This is a genomic window from Marinimicrobium locisalis (assembly GCF_039822625.1).
In the GTDB taxonomy this organism is placed as follows: domain Bacteria; phylum Pseudomonadota; class Gammaproteobacteria; order Pseudomonadales; family Cellvibrionaceae; genus Marinimicrobium; species Marinimicrobium locisalis.
Genome location: NZ_JBDLLG010000009.1, coordinates 48,755 through 63,193, shown reverse-complemented (window position 1 = coordinate 63,193; position 14,439 = coordinate 48,755). Strand labels below are relative to the sequence as shown.

Here is a 14,439-nt window from a genome sequence, read left to right as displayed (position 1 = left end):
AAAAACGGCGCCAGTAGGCGCCGTTTTTGGTGGTGACTGGGAGCTTATTCGCGTCAGTCCGGAAGCACGAAGGTAAACGGCACCGAGAACTCGTAATTCTCTCCCCGAATCGCCTCGGGCACCTCCGGGAAGGGCGCCGATTCTCTGATGGCCCGCTCCGCCTCGCGATTGAGCAGGGCATGGGAAGACTCTTCCAGCATCTCCATGCTGGTGATTTTGCCGTCCCGTTCAATCACTACCGCCACGCGGATTTCACCCTCTTGACCCCGCTGCAGGGCGCGCCGGGGATAGGCGGTATTTCTCAAAATGGTCCGCATCAGATCCGAGAAGTACACCTGCTGCGCACGTAGGGATTCGGCGGTTAGCAGCGGCTCCTGGTCTTCCTCTTCTTCTTCGGGCTCAGGCTCTGGGGCCGGGGTGGCCGCCGCGGTGCGCTGCGGTTCGGGTTCGGGCTCCGGTTCAGGTTCCGGCTTGGGTTGGGGCTCAGGCTCAGGTTCCGGTTGGTCCACAGAGGCGCGCGGCATATCCGCTAGGGAAACCCGAGGGGCTGTCGCCGTGGCGGCGGTGGCGGCCGCCGCTGCGGCGCCAGAGGGTTGCCCGCCTGCCTCGGCCACTTCGGTCTCTTCCTCCTCTTCCTCTTTCGGTTGGGTCCATTCTTCAATGGTGGCAATGCGGGACTCCGAGGGCTCAATCGCATTAAAACGCGTGCGCAAATCCGAAGCAATGTCCCCCGGCGAGAGCAGGTTCTTACGGAAAGTGGAGGACAGAGGCACATTGCCGATCCAGGCCCTTACCAGCATATCGAAGAAGGCTTCGTCCTCAATCACGCCCAGCTCTACGCCGTTAAGCTCAATGGTGACGCCCGTTCCAGGCTCCTGGGTAATGGCCACAATATCGTTTTGACGCAAGCGGCCCCGGAACAGGTTGGAAAACTCCACCATGTTGTCCGCCTGCTCCGTCAGGGCGCTGCCGCTATTGTTGATCGAGACCCCCTCAATCCACATACGGCTGAAACGGCGGGCGGCGATGCCATTGTTCGAGGTAATCCGCATTTCCATGCGCTTGGCGCCGTCGCTGCTGAGCACGGCGTTGGCGCTATCCTGGGAGGACTCCAGGAAGAGGGCGCCGATAAACTGTTCGTCCCCCAGCTCCTGATGCGAAGCTAGGCCATTGAGGGTAGAGGTAGCATGAGCACTGACGGCCAACAATAACGAGGCGGCAGCGACCCAAACTGAGGAGAACGAGGCTTTCAACATAAGCGAATCCCACAAGGCATTTTATTATGTGCGTCCCGTAATTCCGCACTTCGACGGGCGATTATCGACCCATCATACGACAAACGCTCGCTCAATGGGCGAACTGAGGGGCGCTGGATGGGTCCAATGGATTGATCCTAGTGCCATTTATGCCACATCCTGCGACAACTCTCAACATGGGATTTCGGTGGTTGTCAGAGGTTTGTGCACAAGGCTATGATGCCGGCTCGTGTCAGCGTCGACAATTGTAGGACGCGATGATCATAATAATGGCGAGTGAGTGCCGCCGGGGCTACCATTACCGACACTATGGAAATAAAACCGCTGCATAAATTTCCTCGAGAGACGGTTGAGCGCTGGCTGCTCACCGTTCCTTTTTATAAGACCGTTAAACAGCAGGATGACTGGCAGTTCGAAATACTGCTCGAGCAGGCTCATATCGCGTACTTTGAGCCGGGAGAGCGGGTCCTGCAGCGCGGAGAGAAGGACCAGTGGCTGTATTTTCTGCTCAAGGGTCAGCTTGACGTTTACCCCGATGAGCTCGGCGAGGGAGACCCGATTAACCAGATTACTCCCGGAGAGGTTTTCGGGGACCTGGCGATGCTGATCGGCCATGAGCGTACCGCAACCTTACGTGCAGCCCCTCACTGCCGGGAAGTGGTGGTCCTGGCCTCCGACTTTTCCCGGTTTTCCGATCTGGAGTCCTCGCGGCCAATCAGCGTGGCGACGAAACTGGCCTACTACCGCAACACCGTGCACAGTCTGCGATGGAAGCTTGAAGTGTATCGGTCCCAGAACCCTCAGCACAGCTTCGCCAACCGCCACCGCCAGGTGAAGCTGTATACAGGCCCCAAGGACACGCGGGAAGAACTGGCGGCGCTTCACGCCCAAGCTCAAGCCTTGGCTCGGTTGCTGCTTGAGTGGAATGGCGAATTCGGCGCGTCGGGGCGTTAACAGTCTAACGTCTCAATAGCGAACTCGTCGCGATAGCGTCCTCTGATATAAGAAATCGCCGATGTACGGAGTTTTAATATAAGGGCCCTTAAAGCCAGCGTTTCCCTTAAACGCGTTTTTGATATAAGAATTTCCGAGAAATGAGTTTGTTGGTATAAAGGTCCGTTGGTCGGTGGTGCATCGCGATAGGGACCGGAGGTTTGGGGCGTCAAGTTTGCTATGATTAACGAAGTCCCCATTGTGGGGTTGTCGAGCATCGCTGCGCTGTATCGCTCCGCGGGCTATCATCACAGTCATTTCGCGTCTCAGGACGATTATGAATTTTGAAGATTTGAAGCTTCGCCCCGGTTATCCGCTGCAGCTGCAGGTGCAGACCGATACGGGCGAATCCGAACGTTATCCCAGTCGCTTCATCGGCGCCGTACCCGGCCGCGCGTTAATGATTACCGTCCCCCGGGTCAATGGTCGGTTTCTGCGCTTGCGCCCTGGTCAACAGGTTGTGGCTCGAATGATGGTCTCCAGCGGCGTAGGGGTTTTTACCTGCACGGTCGAAACCCAGGCGACGGAGCCTTACCCCTTGCTCCACCTCGACTACCCCGAAGAAGTCGGTTTTAAAGGTATCCGCCAGTCGGCGCGGGTAGAGGTGGACCTGCCGGTGATCGCGCTCAACCAAAGCAGCCTCGAAACCAGCGAAATGCAGGCACATATTGTGGATATCAGCCTCTCCGGTGCACGCTTGGAATTGGACCAAGTGCTTGGCGATATTGGCGATAAAGTCACCCTGACCGGGCAGGTGGATGTGGCCGGGCTACACCGAGACCTGTCGCTGGAAGCGGTCATACGTTCTCGCGTGGAGCGCAGCACTCAGGAGCAGAAGCAAAAGATGCCCGTTGTCTACGGGATGGAGTTCACCGCTACCGATGAGGCTCACCGTCTGACGTTGGCCGCTTATGTCTATGCCCAGCTCGCTCAAGAACAGCTTCCTGCCCTCTAGTCTCGCCGGCGTACTCTGGGCGACTCTTCTGCTCAGTCCACCGCTAATGGCGGTGGAGTTGGAGCAGCTGTGGGTACCCAAGTCCTATCTGCGCCACCTCCCTCGGCTTTACGATGCGGCCCGGTTGGTAGAGCAGTCCCCTCGCTGTAAAGAGCTTATTGAAGGGACTACCCACCTGGGGCGAACCACGGCGGAACATCCGGTGTTTACCTTTAAATGCCGCAATGAACAGAACAAAACCTTTAGCGTGATGGTTGATGGGCCGACGCTTAAAAAAGTCGATGACGCCCGGCCCGGCGGGTTGGTTTCCTTCGAGCAGTTGCAAAAGGAGTACGAGCAGGCCCAGGCGCGAAAAAAGGAGCGCGAACGCAAAGAGCGTGAGCTTGCGGAGCTGGAACAGCGGCGCCAGGAGGCCGACCAGGAGCGGCGGCAGTGGTTAAGTTGGTGGGAAGAAGAACACCGCCGGCGAGAAGCGTTATGGCAGCAATGCGTTGAAAAGTTGAAAGCTCGGGTGGGAGGCATGCGCGCGTTGGAATGGTTGACTCAAACCATGCCGGAGCCCGAATTGGCCCATGAGCCGCGGCTGGACACCCACCCGGCGTTGACCTTCACCATCGATTTTAACGCCGAGAGCTACTATGGCGAGGCGCTTCGCTATCGAGTGTTGTGCCAGCGGGAGGAGGGGGAAGTGGTATTGGACATAGGGCCCAGGAGAGAGGCGGGCGAGGCGAAAAAGCCTTCTGAGTAATAAAAAAGGCCCCTGGAGAGGAGCCTTTTTCGTTAAACCGCTAAGCGACGTTTAAGCGCTGGCAGGCGCCTTCTTCGGCGGCCGGCCCCGGCGAGTGCCGGTTTTCTTGGTGGCGGCTTTTTTGCTGGCGCGCTTCTTGGTGCTGGCTTTCTTGGCGGTGCTCTTTTTAGCGCCGGCCTTCTTGGCGGGGCTCTTGCGAGCGGTGGTTTTCTTGGTGGCCGCCTTTTTAGTGGTGGCCTTTTTGCGGGTAGTAGTTTTCTTTTTCGTCGCTGACTTGGCTTTGGCGGCGGCTTTCTTTGCCTTCGCTTTTGCCTTGGCAGCGGCTTTTTTGGCCGCGGCGCGAGCGCGGGCGGCTTCCTTCTTAGCTTTTACCTTGGCTTTCGCCGCAGCTTTCTTGGCGGCAGCCTTGGCTTTGGCGGCTTCTTTGCGAGCTTCGGCCTTTTTTACTTTGGCCATGGCCGCTTCGGCCTTCGCTTCGGCCTTGGCGTGCTCTGAAGCCAGTTTGTTATCGGCTTTAATATCGGCCAACTTCTGTTTGGCGGTCGCCAGCTCGGCTTTCGCCGCGTCCTGGGCGGCCTTGGCGGTCTCCAGGGTCGCCTTGGCACTTTCGGCCTGACGTGCCCCCGCAGCGGTTTTCTTTTTCCGGGCCGCCGCCAGTTTGGTGCGGGCGGCTTTGGCCTTGGTAGAGGCCTTGGTGGTTTCCTTGTTGAGGGCGGTCACGATTTTTTGAGCTTCGAGTTCTTGTTGCGCGCGCGCTTTTGCCAGTTGAGCTTTGACTTGTGCCAGCTCTTTTTCCAGTTGCGCGACCGAATCAACGGCGTTGGTTTTGCGTGCAGCCATGGTTTGCTTCCTTTATTTTTTTGGAAGAAAAGAAAAGGTTAAAAGGGACAGCGAATTACAAACAGGTGATAAGTTAAAACTTTGGGATAAAAATTCAAGGTTTTTATTGCAAAATCGCCAAAAAAAGCCGCTTTTGGTAAAAAAAGAGGGTTTTTGGAGAAGGTTTTTCCAATTATACGTAACAATTCAACGAAGCCGGGCGGTTTAAGTTTGGCCGGAAATTTTCCGCTGCCGTGGCGGGGAATGGCGTTTTCTGTATATAATCACAGTTGTTTGGCGAATCAAAGGTACGCTTCGTGCGTAAAATAATTCACTGTGATGCCGACTGCTTTTTTGCGGCGATAGAGATGCGCGACGATCCAGCCTTGCGCAATCGTCCCATGGCGGTTGGCGGCGCTTCGGATCGCCGAGGGGTGATTTCCACCTGCAACTATGAAGCCCGTCGCTATGGCGTGCATTCGGCGATGGCCTCCGCCTACGCCAAACGCCTTTGTCCGGACCTGTTGATTGTGCCCCACCGTATGGATGCCTACCGGGACGCTTCCTTGGTAATGCGCCATATCTTTTATGACTTTTCCGAACGAGTCGAACCCCTATCGTTGGATGAGGCCTTTCTGGATGTGACCGATAGCGAACACTGCCAGGGCAGTGCGACCCGAATTGCCGAAGCCATTCGGGAAAGAGTTCGGGAGTCTCTCGGCATTACCATCTCGGCGGGCGTGGCGCCGAACAAGTTTCTGGCCAAGGTTGCCAGTGATTGGCGCAAACCGGATGGGCTTTTTGTCATTACCCCGGCGCAGGTGCCGGATTTTGTCCGAGGTCTGCCGGTGAAGCGGGTGCCGGGGGTGGGGCGGGCCACCGCCAACCGCCTGGCGCAACTGGGCGTGGCCAGTTGCGGCGACCTTCAACGCTATGATGTCTTTGAGCTGAGCGAACGTTTTGGGGCCTTTGGGGTGCGGTTACATCATCTCAGTCACGGTCGGGATGAGCGTGCGGTTACCGTCAGCCGGCGGCGTAAGTCACTCAGTGTCGAGCACACCTTTCCCCAGGATTTGCCCGATGTGGAGCGCTGTTTGGGGCAACTGCCCGGGCTGTTGCAGTCGCTCGGCCGTCGCTTGCGTCGGGTAGAGGGGGAATACCGGGTGGTTAAGGCGTTCGTCAAACTCAAGTTCGACGACTTTACCACCACCACCCTCGAGCGGGCCGGGGCGCAAGTGGGGCTTGCTGGCTATAGCCAGCTCTGCCGGGAGGCCTTCGAGCGGGGCGGTAGGCCGGTGCGCCTATTGGGCTTGGGGGTGCGCTTTGTGGACTTGAGGGAAGATCAAGCCTTTTACCAGCTCGATCTCTTCTCTTGACGCCGTTTTGTGGCTTTAGAGTGGGTTTTGACGCCGGTTTGGCGCCCTAAAATGCTTAAATGGACAGGCTGGACCAAGAAAGCATTGGTCATCCGGTGGCAAAAGCTGTTAGTATTCGGGTCTGTTTTTGGGTCGTCCCCCGAGGCGTCCCGTGATTTCAGATACCCAGTGATTCCAGATAGATAACAACGGGAGTAAGTGCGGTGAGAAGAAAGAAAAGCCGTAGCAGTGAAGATAGTAACGATATCGATTTGACCCCCATGTTGGACGTCGTGTTCATCATGCTGATCTTCTTCATTGTGACGGCCTCGTTCGTCAAAGAAGTCGGCCTGGACACCAATGTGCCGGAGGAAAACGATCAGCCGCCGCCGGAAGATGCCGATCCCAATATCGTGGTGGATATTCGCCAGGATAATCAGGTCTGGATTGAGCAGCGCCGGGTAGACGCCCGCGCGATTCGCTCCAACATCGAGCGCATGCGCGCCGAGTTGCCTGAGGCCACTGTTATTATCCGTACCCATGAGCGGGCCGATGCCAAGACGTATGTGGCCGTGGCCGACGCGGCCCGAGCGGCCAATGCGCCGAGTGTGGTTCTGGTGCCCCTGCCGGAAGCGACCCGCGCTCAATAAGCTCGGTCGGACGCTCCACCGCCCATAAAAAAACCACCGGCTTGCCGGTGGTTTTTTTATGGGCGACTGTCAGGTTTGCCAGGGCCGCGCCGGGGCGGCCCTGTTAAGATTATTGGTCGCCGAGCTGGGCGCGAACGGACGCGAGCTTGACGCACACCACAAACACCTTCATCGCCGACTTCACTTCTTCAACGCTCGGTACCGACGGGGCGATGCGAATATTGCGATCCTCCGGGTCATCCCCATAGGGGAAGGTGGCGCCGGCCGGGGTCAGTTTGACGCCGGCCTCTGCCGCCAGCCGAACCGTCTCCTGGGCGCAGCCAGCACGAGTATCGAAGGAGACGAAGTACCCGCCCTTGGGCTCCTGCCATTGCCCCAGGTTGGTGCCTCCGAAGGCCTCATCAAGCGCCGAGAGCACCGCCGCAAAGCGCGGCTTGAGCAGCTCGGCATGGCGCTTCATGTGCGCCATCAGGGTCTCGCGGTCCGGAAGGAAGCGGCTGTGACGGATCTGGTTGACCTTGTCCGGCCCGATGGTGCAGGTGCCGAGGAACTGTTTGAACCCCTTCAGGTTGGCCGGGCTGGCGTTGACAAAGGCCACGCCCGAACCGGCGAAGGTGATTTTGGAGGTGGAGGCGAATTGAATCACGGTGTCCTGGGTGCCGAAGGTTTCACAGGCCTTCATTACGCAGGCCAGCTCCGGCGGGTTGTCCACCAAGTCGTGCACGGCGTAGGCGTTGTCCCAGAAGACTCGGAAGTTGGGGCCGGCAATTTTGCCCAGCGCCGCAATGCGCTCCACGGTCTCATCGCTGTAGACCACACCGGTGGGGTTGGAGTACTTGGGTACGCACCACATGCCCTGAATGCGCGCGTCGTCCTTAATCAGCTCTTCCACTTTGTCCATATCCGGGCCGGTCTCGGTCATGGGCACCGGAACCATGGAAATACCCAGCTGTTCACACACGGTGTGGTGGCGGTCGTAACCGGGCACCGGGCAGAGAAATTTTACATCGCCGTCCTTTTTCCAGGCGCTCTCCGGCCCCGTTAGCCCGAACTGGTGGGCCACCAGCATCATCTGGAACATCAGGGTAAGGCTGCTATTGCCGCCCACCAGTACGTTGTCGGCGCTGACGCCCATCAGGTTGGCACCCAGCTCTTTGGCTTCGGGCAGGCCGTCCAGGCCGCCGTAGTTGCGGGTATCTGTGCCGTCGGCGGCATTGTAGTCGCCCTTGAGAATGCCATCCAGCGCATTGGACAAATCGAGCTGGTCCGCTGAAGGCTTGCCGCGGGTCAGGTCGAGCTTGAGGTCCTGTTTGACGATGGCATCGTACTCGTCGGCCAGCTCGGACTCCCACTGGCGCAATTGTTCCTGTGTCGCTTGATCCAGTTGCAAGGTGTTTACCTCAATGGTTGGTGGGCGAAAAACGTATTATAACCGTTGGTGGGACAACATTTAACCGCGGCCGTGCGAGACGGGCTCGGACAGGGGCGGCGTCGGGCAGTCGAGCGTATCCGCCAGGGCCCGGTAAAGCTCGGCTTCCGCCGGGGTGATGGTCTCATCGTGGCGCAGGCAGCGGCGCAGGGCCTTCAGCAGGGGCGGTTTTTCCAGGGGCCTTAGCTGGCGCAGTCGGTCAAGGGCTCGGTCCAGCTGGGCAAACGACAGGCTGTCCCGCTCGGGCCAGGGGGCGTCCGGGGCGATGTGGTTTGCCCCTACTTGGTAGGCGGCACGGGCGGCCTGAAGGTCGTCCGTGCCGCTGAGCGCGGCCAGCGCGAGTAAGAGCTGCGCCTCTTTCAGACAATAACGCAGCTTGAGCCGTTGCGGTTGGCTGGGCTTGTCGCTCAGGTGGGTCTGGGCCAGCCGGTAGATAATCCACTCGCGCAGCTGAATTTTGCCATCCGCTCGAATCGTCTTATCCAAGGCCTTGAGGAAAGCCTCGCGCTGCTTGTCCGACAGCTGCGTCAGGGCGGGTAGTGCCAGCTCAATGGCCGGCAGTCGCTCGGAGGCCGGCAGCGCCGCCGTATCGTTGATAATGGGTTTTAGCGCCGCGAAGTCACGTTGGGGTAACGCCTTGGATAAAGCCAGCTTTTGAACGGCCCGCTCCTTATCGTCTTGGCTGAGTGCCAGCCCCAGGAAAATGCCTCGGGAGCCGAACGGTTCGCGCGCCGCTTCGAGAATTGACCGGGGGAGTCGCGATAGTATGGCGCGCGCGTGATACAGCGCTTCGGTGTCGGGCGTGGGCACGTCCTCCACGGGGACGGCCGGGACCTGGGGACTGAAGCCGCTGACCATGGCGTGAGCGCCCCCGGACGCTTCGCCCGAGGGCGCCCGGGGCGCAGGGAAGTGCCCGTCCCAGCCGGGCAGAATGCGCTGAATGCGGTCTTTCAGAGGCGGGTGGGTGGCCATCAGGCGAGTGAAGCGGTGGCTGACGCCCTCTTCGAAGTACATGTGGCTGAATTCGTTGGCATCCGAGGCGCTCAACCGGGCACCGGCCGGGATGCCGCCGATTTTCATCAAGGCGCCACCAATGCCTTCGGGATTGCGGGTGTATTGCACGGCTGAGGCATCGGCCAGAAACTCTCGCTGGCGACTTACGGCGGCCTTGATCCAGTTGCCGAAGAAGGTTCCGATGGCGCCCAGAATAATCAGCCCCACGCCGATCAAGGCGGCCTTGCCACGGTTTCCGCCGCCGCGGCGATAGTCGCGGTGGTGGCCGGGGTGGCCGGGGTGGCCACCGTAGACAATCAGCCGACCCAATAGCCCCAGCAGTAGGATGCCATTCAGCACTGCCACTAACCGCAGGTTCAGGCGCATATCGCCGTGCAGGATATGGCTGAACTCGTGGGCGATGACCCCTTGTAGCTCTGAGCGGTGTAGTTGCTCGATACACCCCCGGGTCACCCCAATGACGGCATCGTGGGGGCCGTGGCCGGCGGCGAAGGCGTTGATGCTTTGGTCCTCCAGCAGGAACACCATCGGCACGGGCAAGCCCGAGGCAATGGCCATTTCTTCCACCACGTTGAGAAGCTGCCGCTGATGAACGTCCTCGGTGTTGCCAGGTACCAGTTGGCCGCCCAGCGCTTGAGCCACCGCCAGGCCGCCGGAGCGCAACTGAAACCACTTGAATAGGCCGCCGGCCAGCACCGTGGCCCCGACCAGCAGGCTGATCAACAGCAGCGGTTCCCAGCCGGTGTGTGCCAGCACGCCGGCCCAAAACCCACCCTCCGGTGATTCCGAGCGCCGTGCAAAAGCCGCGTTCACCACCGCTACCAACAGTGTGGTTAACAGAATGAGTGAGGCCACCGCCAGCGTCATTAAAAGGACCAGGCGGCGGGTGTTGCGCCGGGCGAGGTCCTGGTGCTCGAAAAAGTCCATGGGGCGTTTGGGCCTGCCTTAGTTGAAGGACACCTTGGGTGCTTCCTTAATGGCTTCGGCGTCGTCGAACTCGAGCAGGGCCGCATCCTCTTTGTGTCCGAGCGCGCCGGCGAGCACCACCGGCGGGAAGCTTTGCTTGTAGGTGTTGTAGGTCATGACCGCGTCGTTAAAGGCCTGGCGGGCAAAGGCGACTTTGTTTTCCGTGCTGGTCAGCTCTTCGGTCAGCTGCATCATGTTTTGCGAGGCTTTTAGGTCCGGGTAGGCTTCCATGACCATGTTTAAACGGCCCAGGGCGCCCGCTAAAGAGCTTTCCGCACCGCTCAACTGGGCCATGGCCTCGGGGTCACCCGGCGCGTTGTGTGCCGCACTCAGTCCGTTCAGAGCCTGGTTGCGGGCCTGGGTTACCGCCTCCAACGTTTCGCGCTCATGGGTGAGGTAGGCCTTGGCGGTTTCCACCAGGTTGGGAATGAGGTCATAGCGCCGTTTGAGTTGCACTTCAATTTGGGCGAAAGCATTCTGAAAGCGGTTTTTCAGGGCGACCAGGCGGTTGTAGATGCTGATGAGGTAAAACACCAGTGCGCCGATAATAACCAGAAGGATAATGGTGGAGAGGTCCATAGCGTGAGTCCTTTATCTTGGCCGCGAATAGCGGTGCCGCGGATTGGAATTATTGGCAGTGCTGGTGTTCTTGGTTCAGTCGATATACTCGAACACCCTCACGACTCGCTTGACGCCGCCGGTGTGACGGACAATATCGGTGATTCTAGCTGCCTCCGCGCGGGAGACCAAGCCCATTAAGTAGATACTGCCGTTTTCCGCGATGACTTTGACCCGGCCCCCTTCCACATCGCCGTTGGCGTAGAGCTTGGTTTTGACCTTGGTGGCCAGCCAGGTGTCGTGTGTGCGGCTCATGAAGGTGGTGGGTGCGTCCACTTCCAGCTCATTGTGCACCTGACGCACGCTGTGCAGATCATTCACCGTCTCTCCCGCCAAACTGCGCAGCTCCGCGGTGGGGACCTGCCCGACCAACAAGATTACGGCGTTGAAACTATGGACTTCGATGGGGGCCTCGGCGAGGCGTTTATGCACCTTGTCGATATTGACCGAGGCGATGGTTTCCAACTGCCCGTCGTCGATGCGCATTCCCAGCGAACGTTTGCCCGGGTTGAGCTCAATCGGCTCGCTGGTGGTGGCGCCCACAATGGTGGTGCAGCCTGAGCCGACCAGCAGCCACAGTAGTAGCGCGGGAAACAAGGCGAGTAGATGACGAGGGGCCATCAGTGAAAACCTCCGAATAGGTGCTGATCAATCAAATCGCACAGACAGAAAATCGTCAACAGGTGAACCTCATGGATTCTCACCGGGGAGGCCAGCGTTGCTCTTAATTCAATGTCCCGGTGATCCAGCAGGGCGGCGGCGTCGCCCCCATCACCCCCCGTCAGGGCGATCACGCGAATGTCCCGGTCGTGAGCGGCGCTGATGGCCTGCAGCAGGCTACCGGCGTTGCCCGAGCTGGTGATTAAAACCAGTACGTCTCCTTCCTGGCCGATGGCCCGCAGGGGCTTGGAGTAGATCTCGTTGCCGCCCCCTTCGCTGGCGATGGCGGTTTGGGTGGTCATGTCCGAGCCCAGGTTCAGGGCCGGCAGGCTGGGCCGTTCCTGCTCGAACCGGTGGAGGAGGCAACTGGTGAGAATCTGGGCCTGGGCGGCGGCAATGCCGTTGCCGCAGGTGAGAATCTTGTGGCCGTTGAGCAGAGCTTCCACCATGACCTCGCTGGCCTGGACGATCTGCGGCGCAAGCGCCTCGCCCGTGTGCATGGTGGCCTCAATGCTCTCGTGAAACAGGGTGATAACCCTTTGCTCCATAGGGGGTTCCGCTTTGGTTAAGAATTAAAGGGTGGAAAAGGCATTCTGGACCCAGTTCACCGTTTCCTGGTCGACTCGCTTGGGGTCAAACGCGACCACGTCAAATCGGCAGGCTACCCGGTCGGTTAGACCGGTGCGCTGCAAGTAGTGTTGAGCTGCCCGAATCAACTTTTGTTGCTTGCGGTAGTCTACCGTTTCCGCCGCCGAGGCGAAGCGGGTAGATCGGCGCAGCCGAACTTCTACGAACACCAGCGTATCGGCCTCGCTCATGACCAGGTCAATTTCTCCGGCTTTGCACCGGTAGTTGCGTTGGCGGGTACGCAGCCCGCGCGCCTGCAAAAACCGTTCGGCGGCCCGCTCGGCCTGTTCGCCCGCCTCAGTGCGCTTCGGGCGTGGGCTGTAGGTCATCGCGCTGTTCCTCCTGGTCCGCGTCGGTCACGGCGCTCGCCATGGGCTGCGCCCGTCCATTCTGAAATTGGGCCCACACCAGCTCGCGTTCGATTCGACCGCCCGGGCGCATGCGCAGCGCGCCGGTAGCCCCGTACAGCCGGGCCTCCTCAATCTGTAGCAACTGAGGCAGGCGTGGGTAGAGCCGGTAGGCGTCAACGCCCAGCGCGTGCAGCCGGCTGTAGATGGCGCCCTCACGGGTGTGCTCGTTGAGCACCTGCTTTTCCGGGAATTCGCCGTTGAGCAGCCAGGGTAGAGTGTTGAAGCGGACTCCGTTCAGGTCTCGGTTGCTTTTCGGGTCCGGTTCGCCGGTATAAATATGGCTGGTGGAGAATACCGGCACGTCGCCGGCGTAGTGGAAGGCCAGCGTCGGGCGGATCTGGCGGCCCTGTTCCGGGTCGGCCATCAGGAAAATCATATCCAGGTCCTGTCGGCGTCTGGGCTCGAACTCCAATCGTGTGCCCAACAGGCGGGTCAGAGCTTGACGGCGGGCCTGACTTTGGTCAATCAGCAGCGCTTGCTGAATAATGTCAGAGTAATTACCCGCGCCCGTGAACTGACTGTCGATCGCGACTTCGCCGCCCAGTTCGCGCCACTCCTGGGTAAAGGCCCGGGCGCCGCGTTCGCTCCAATTGCGATTGGGCGCCAGTATCATGGCCAGGCGGTGTCCTTCGCGAATGGCGCGCCGGGCGACTTGGCGGGCCTCGTCTTCCGCGGCCAGACCGAATTGATACAGCCCTTCTGGTGACTCCCCGTTGTCTGTCTCAACCTCGGAGGCTCTCAGGTTCAGGGCAGAGGTATCTAGGCTTGGGGGGCTCAGGCGCCGCTCGCTCTGGTCCCGGGTGCTTTGTTTCGGGCCATCCAGGGGAGCTTCGATGTAGTTCAGGGTGAGTACTGGAATGGGCAGAATAGAGAGCTCATGCAGGGCGTCCACCCGCTCCTTGTCCAGCGGGCCAATGATCAAGTCGGCCCCTTCGGCCATCGCCTGTTCGTACAGTTCGACGATGTCCGTCGCCCCGCTGGTATCGTACTGACGAATCTGTGGAAGCTTGCTCTGCACCCCCTCGGCCTCGTAATAGGCGGCGAGAAAGCCGTCCCGCACCGCATCGGCGGCGCGCGCCAAATTGCCTTGCTGGGGTAACAGCAGGGCGATTTGACGCGGCTGTTGGGCAATCAGCTTGCGCAACAGCTGTAGGTCATTGGGCAGATTTTCGCTGGCGGGATGGTTGGGCCATTCGCTTTGCCACTGGTCGAGCTGGGCCTGCTGCCGCTCGAGATTGGCCTGATTGTCTTTACTGATAGAGGCGAGCGTCAGCCAACCGCGCAATGTTCGGGTGTCGGTTTCCTCGGCCCGGCGAGCCAGCTCGTCCTCGGACAGGCTCATCATAGTCTGCCAAAGCTGCTCGCGGTTTTGGTCCGCCGCGGAAGCTTCGGTCAGCATGCGGTCCAAGCGAATGCGCTCTTCCACACTGGCGATGGGGGAGCCGGTCAGCTCGAACAGGCGGGCGCGCTGCTCGCGCAAGGCGATTTCTCGCTCGGGGCTCATGGTGGCCCACTGTTGTTCCAGCCGGGGGTTGGTTAGAATGCGCTGGGCCAGATAGTAGGCCCCCTCGCTCAGGGAGACCGCACCGAGCAGTTCGGTGTGTAGAAGGAAGTCGGCTTCGTTCAGTTGGCGGGTGTCGATGGACGTTAACAGGTTGCGGGCCCAGTCGAATTGGTTTTGGTCTACCAGCAATTCCGCCGCCTGCAACAGGTAACCCTCCCGCTGCGGTGATTGACTGTCGCGTGCTTGATCCACCAGTGATTTAACGCGCTTCTCGATGGCCTCCTGGGAGAGTGCTTCGGGGTCGTCCCCGGTAGAAGGTTCGGGCGGCGTGGTGCTGCAGCTCGCCAGAAGGCACACTGTCAAGGCCAGCAGGGTGCTTGCCAAGAGGGTGCTAGAGCGTCCCCGGTAATGCATGAATGTTTCTCCCGTACTGCA

General features: G+C 59.9%; 14 protein-coding genes. 5 read left to right on the top strand and 9 right to left on the bottom strand.

Features of this window, described 5'->3' with window-relative positions; genetic code table 11:
* Positions 1–53: 53 nt before the first annotated feature.
* Positions 54–1,256, bottom strand: coding sequence for a TonB family protein (locus AAE514_RS07080; RefSeq protein ID WP_347330830.1), 1,203 nt, complete (start codon positions 1,254–1,256; stop codon positions 54–56).
* A gap of 309 nt (positions 1,257–1,565) precedes the next feature.
* Here AAE514_RS07080 and AAE514_RS07075 point away from each other — a divergent pair, with 309 nt between their 5' ends.
* The 3 genes from AAE514_RS07075 (at position 1,566) to AAE514_RS07065 (ending at position 3,952) form a co-directional block, all read left to right on the top strand.
* Positions 1,566–2,210: a cyclic nucleotide-binding domain-containing protein gene (locus tag AAE514_RS07075; protein ID WP_347330829.1), complete on the top strand. Its 645-nt coding sequence runs from the start codon at positions 1,566–1,568 to the stop codon at positions 2,208–2,210.
* A 316-nt stretch (positions 2,211–2,526) separates the two neighbouring features.
* Positions 2,527–3,204: a flagellar brake protein gene (locus tag AAE514_RS07070; RefSeq protein ID WP_347330828.1), complete on the top strand. Its 678-nt coding sequence runs from the start codon at positions 2,527–2,529 to the stop codon at positions 3,202–3,204.
* Positions 3,167–3,952 (top strand): hypothetical protein, encoded by a 786-nt coding sequence (locus AAE514_RS07065; RefSeq protein WP_347330827.1) that lies wholly within the window; start codon positions 3,167–3,169, stop codon positions 3,950–3,952. Before AAE514_RS07070 ends, AAE514_RS07065 begins: the two co-directional genes overlap by 38 nt.
* Before the next feature lie 51 nt (positions 3,953–4,003).
* Here AAE514_RS07065 and AAE514_RS07060 read toward each other — a convergent pair whose 3' ends face one another.
* Positions 4,004–4,792: a hypothetical protein gene (locus tag AAE514_RS07060; protein WP_347330826.1), complete on the bottom strand. Its 789-nt coding sequence runs from the start codon at positions 4,790–4,792 to the stop codon at positions 4,004–4,006.
* Positions 4,793–5,088: 296 nt separating this feature from the next.
* On the opposite strand from AAE514_RS07060, the gene dinB reads away from it, so the two are divergent.
* Together dinB and AAE514_RS07050 are read left to right on the top strand one after the other, a co-directional pair.
* A complete protein-coding gene (gene dinB / locus AAE514_RS07055) occupies positions 5,089–6,147 on the top strand; it encodes a DNA polymerase IV (protein WP_347330825.1) in 1,059 nt (352 codons plus the stop codon).
* Positions 6,148–6,350: 203 nt separating this feature from the next.
* The gene (locus tag AAE514_RS07050) at positions 6,351–6,776 is read left to right on the top strand and encodes an ExbD/TolR family protein (RefSeq protein ID WP_347330824.1); all 426 of its coding nucleotides are present in this window, start codon (positions 6,351–6,353) and stop codon (positions 6,774–6,776) included.
* Between the two features lie 109 nt (positions 6,777–6,885).
* Here AAE514_RS07050 and AAE514_RS07045 read toward each other — a convergent pair whose 3' ends face one another.
* From AAE514_RS07045 to AAE514_RS07015, 7 genes are all read right to left on the bottom strand, one after another.
* A complete protein-coding gene (locus AAE514_RS07045; protein ID WP_347330823.1) occupies positions 6,886–8,166 on the bottom strand; it encodes an aspartate aminotransferase type Ic in 1,281 nt (426 codons plus the stop codon).
* 60 nt (positions 8,167–8,226) lie between these two features.
* On the bottom strand, positions 8,227–10,146 hold the full coding sequence (locus AAE514_RS07040; RefSeq protein ID WP_347330822.1) for a M48 family metallopeptidase: 1,920 nt from the start codon (positions 10,144–10,146) through the stop codon (positions 8,227–8,229).
* A gap of 18 nt (positions 10,147–10,164) precedes the next feature.
* The gene (locus AAE514_RS07035; RefSeq protein WP_347330821.1) at positions 10,165–10,764 is read right to left on the bottom strand and encodes a LemA family protein; all 600 of its coding nucleotides are present in this window, start codon (positions 10,762–10,764) and stop codon (positions 10,165–10,167) included.
* Between the two features lie 75 nt (positions 10,765–10,839).
* Complete coding sequence (locus AAE514_RS07030; RefSeq protein ID WP_347330820.1) at positions 10,840–11,424, bottom strand: BON domain-containing protein; 585 nt, start codon at positions 11,422–11,424, stop codon at positions 10,840–10,842.
* Positions 11,424–12,011, bottom strand: coding sequence for an SIS domain-containing protein (locus tag AAE514_RS07025; protein WP_347330819.1), 588 nt, complete (start codon positions 12,009–12,011; stop codon positions 11,424–11,426). Before AAE514_RS07025 ends, AAE514_RS07030 begins: the two co-directional genes overlap by 1 nt.
* Positions 12,012–12,035: 24 nt before the next feature.
* Entirely contained in the window at positions 12,036–12,419 is a 384-nt protein-coding gene (locus AAE514_RS07020; protein ID WP_347330818.1) for a YraN family protein, read from the bottom strand.
* On the bottom strand, positions 12,388–14,418 hold the full coding sequence (locus AAE514_RS07015) for a penicillin-binding protein activator (protein WP_347330817.1): 2,031 nt from the start codon (positions 14,416–14,418) through the stop codon (positions 12,388–12,390). The genes AAE514_RS07020 and AAE514_RS07015 overlap by 32 nt, the downstream gene beginning before the upstream one ends.
* Between the last annotated feature and the right edge of the window lie 21 nt (positions 14,419–14,439).

What these genes read in the sequence shown, in the direction of transcription:
- AAE514_RS07080 (WP_347330830.1), bottom strand. Translation starts at nt 1,256, where the DNA reads ATGTTGAAAGCCTCGTTCTCCTCAGTTTGGGTCGCTGCCGCCTCGTTA.
- AAE514_RS07075 (WP_347330829.1), top strand. Translation starts at nt 1,566, where the DNA reads ATGGAAATAAAACCGCTGCATAAATTTCCTCGAGAGACGGTTGAGCGC.
- AAE514_RS07070 (WP_347330828.1), top strand. Translation starts at nt 2,527, where the DNA reads ATGAATTTTGAAGATTTGAAGCTTCGCCCCGGTTATCCGCTGCAGCTG.
- AAE514_RS07065 (WP_347330827.1), top strand. Translation starts at nt 3,167, where the DNA reads ATGCCCAGCTCGCTCAAGAACAGCTTCCTGCCCTCTAGTCTCGCCGGC.
- AAE514_RS07060 (WP_347330826.1), bottom strand. Translation starts at nt 4,792, where the DNA reads ATGGCTGCACGCAAAACCAACGCCGTTGATTCGGTCGCGCAACTGGAA.
- AAE514_RS07040 (WP_347330822.1), bottom strand. Translation starts at nt 10,146, where the DNA reads ATGGACTTTTTCGAGCACCAGGACCTCGCCCGGCGCAACACCCGCCGC.
- AAE514_RS07035 (WP_347330821.1), bottom strand. Translation starts at nt 10,764, where the DNA reads ATGGACCTCTCCACCATTATCCTTCTGGTTATTATCGGCGCACTGGTG.
- AAE514_RS07030 (WP_347330820.1), bottom strand. Translation starts at nt 11,424, where the DNA reads ATGGCCCCTCGTCATCTACTCGCCTTGTTTCCCGCGCTACTACTGTGG.
- AAE514_RS07025 (WP_347330819.1), bottom strand. Translation starts at nt 12,011, where the DNA reads ATGGAGCAAAGGGTTATCACCCTGTTTCACGAGAGCATTGAGGCCACC.
- AAE514_RS07020 (WP_347330818.1), bottom strand. Translation starts at nt 12,419, where the DNA reads ATGACCTACAGCCCACGCCCGAAGCGCACTGAGGCGGGCGAACAGGCC.
- AAE514_RS07015 (WP_347330817.1), bottom strand. Translation starts at nt 14,418, where the DNA reads ATGCATTACCGGGGACGCTCTAGCACCCTCTTGGCAAGCACCCTGCTG.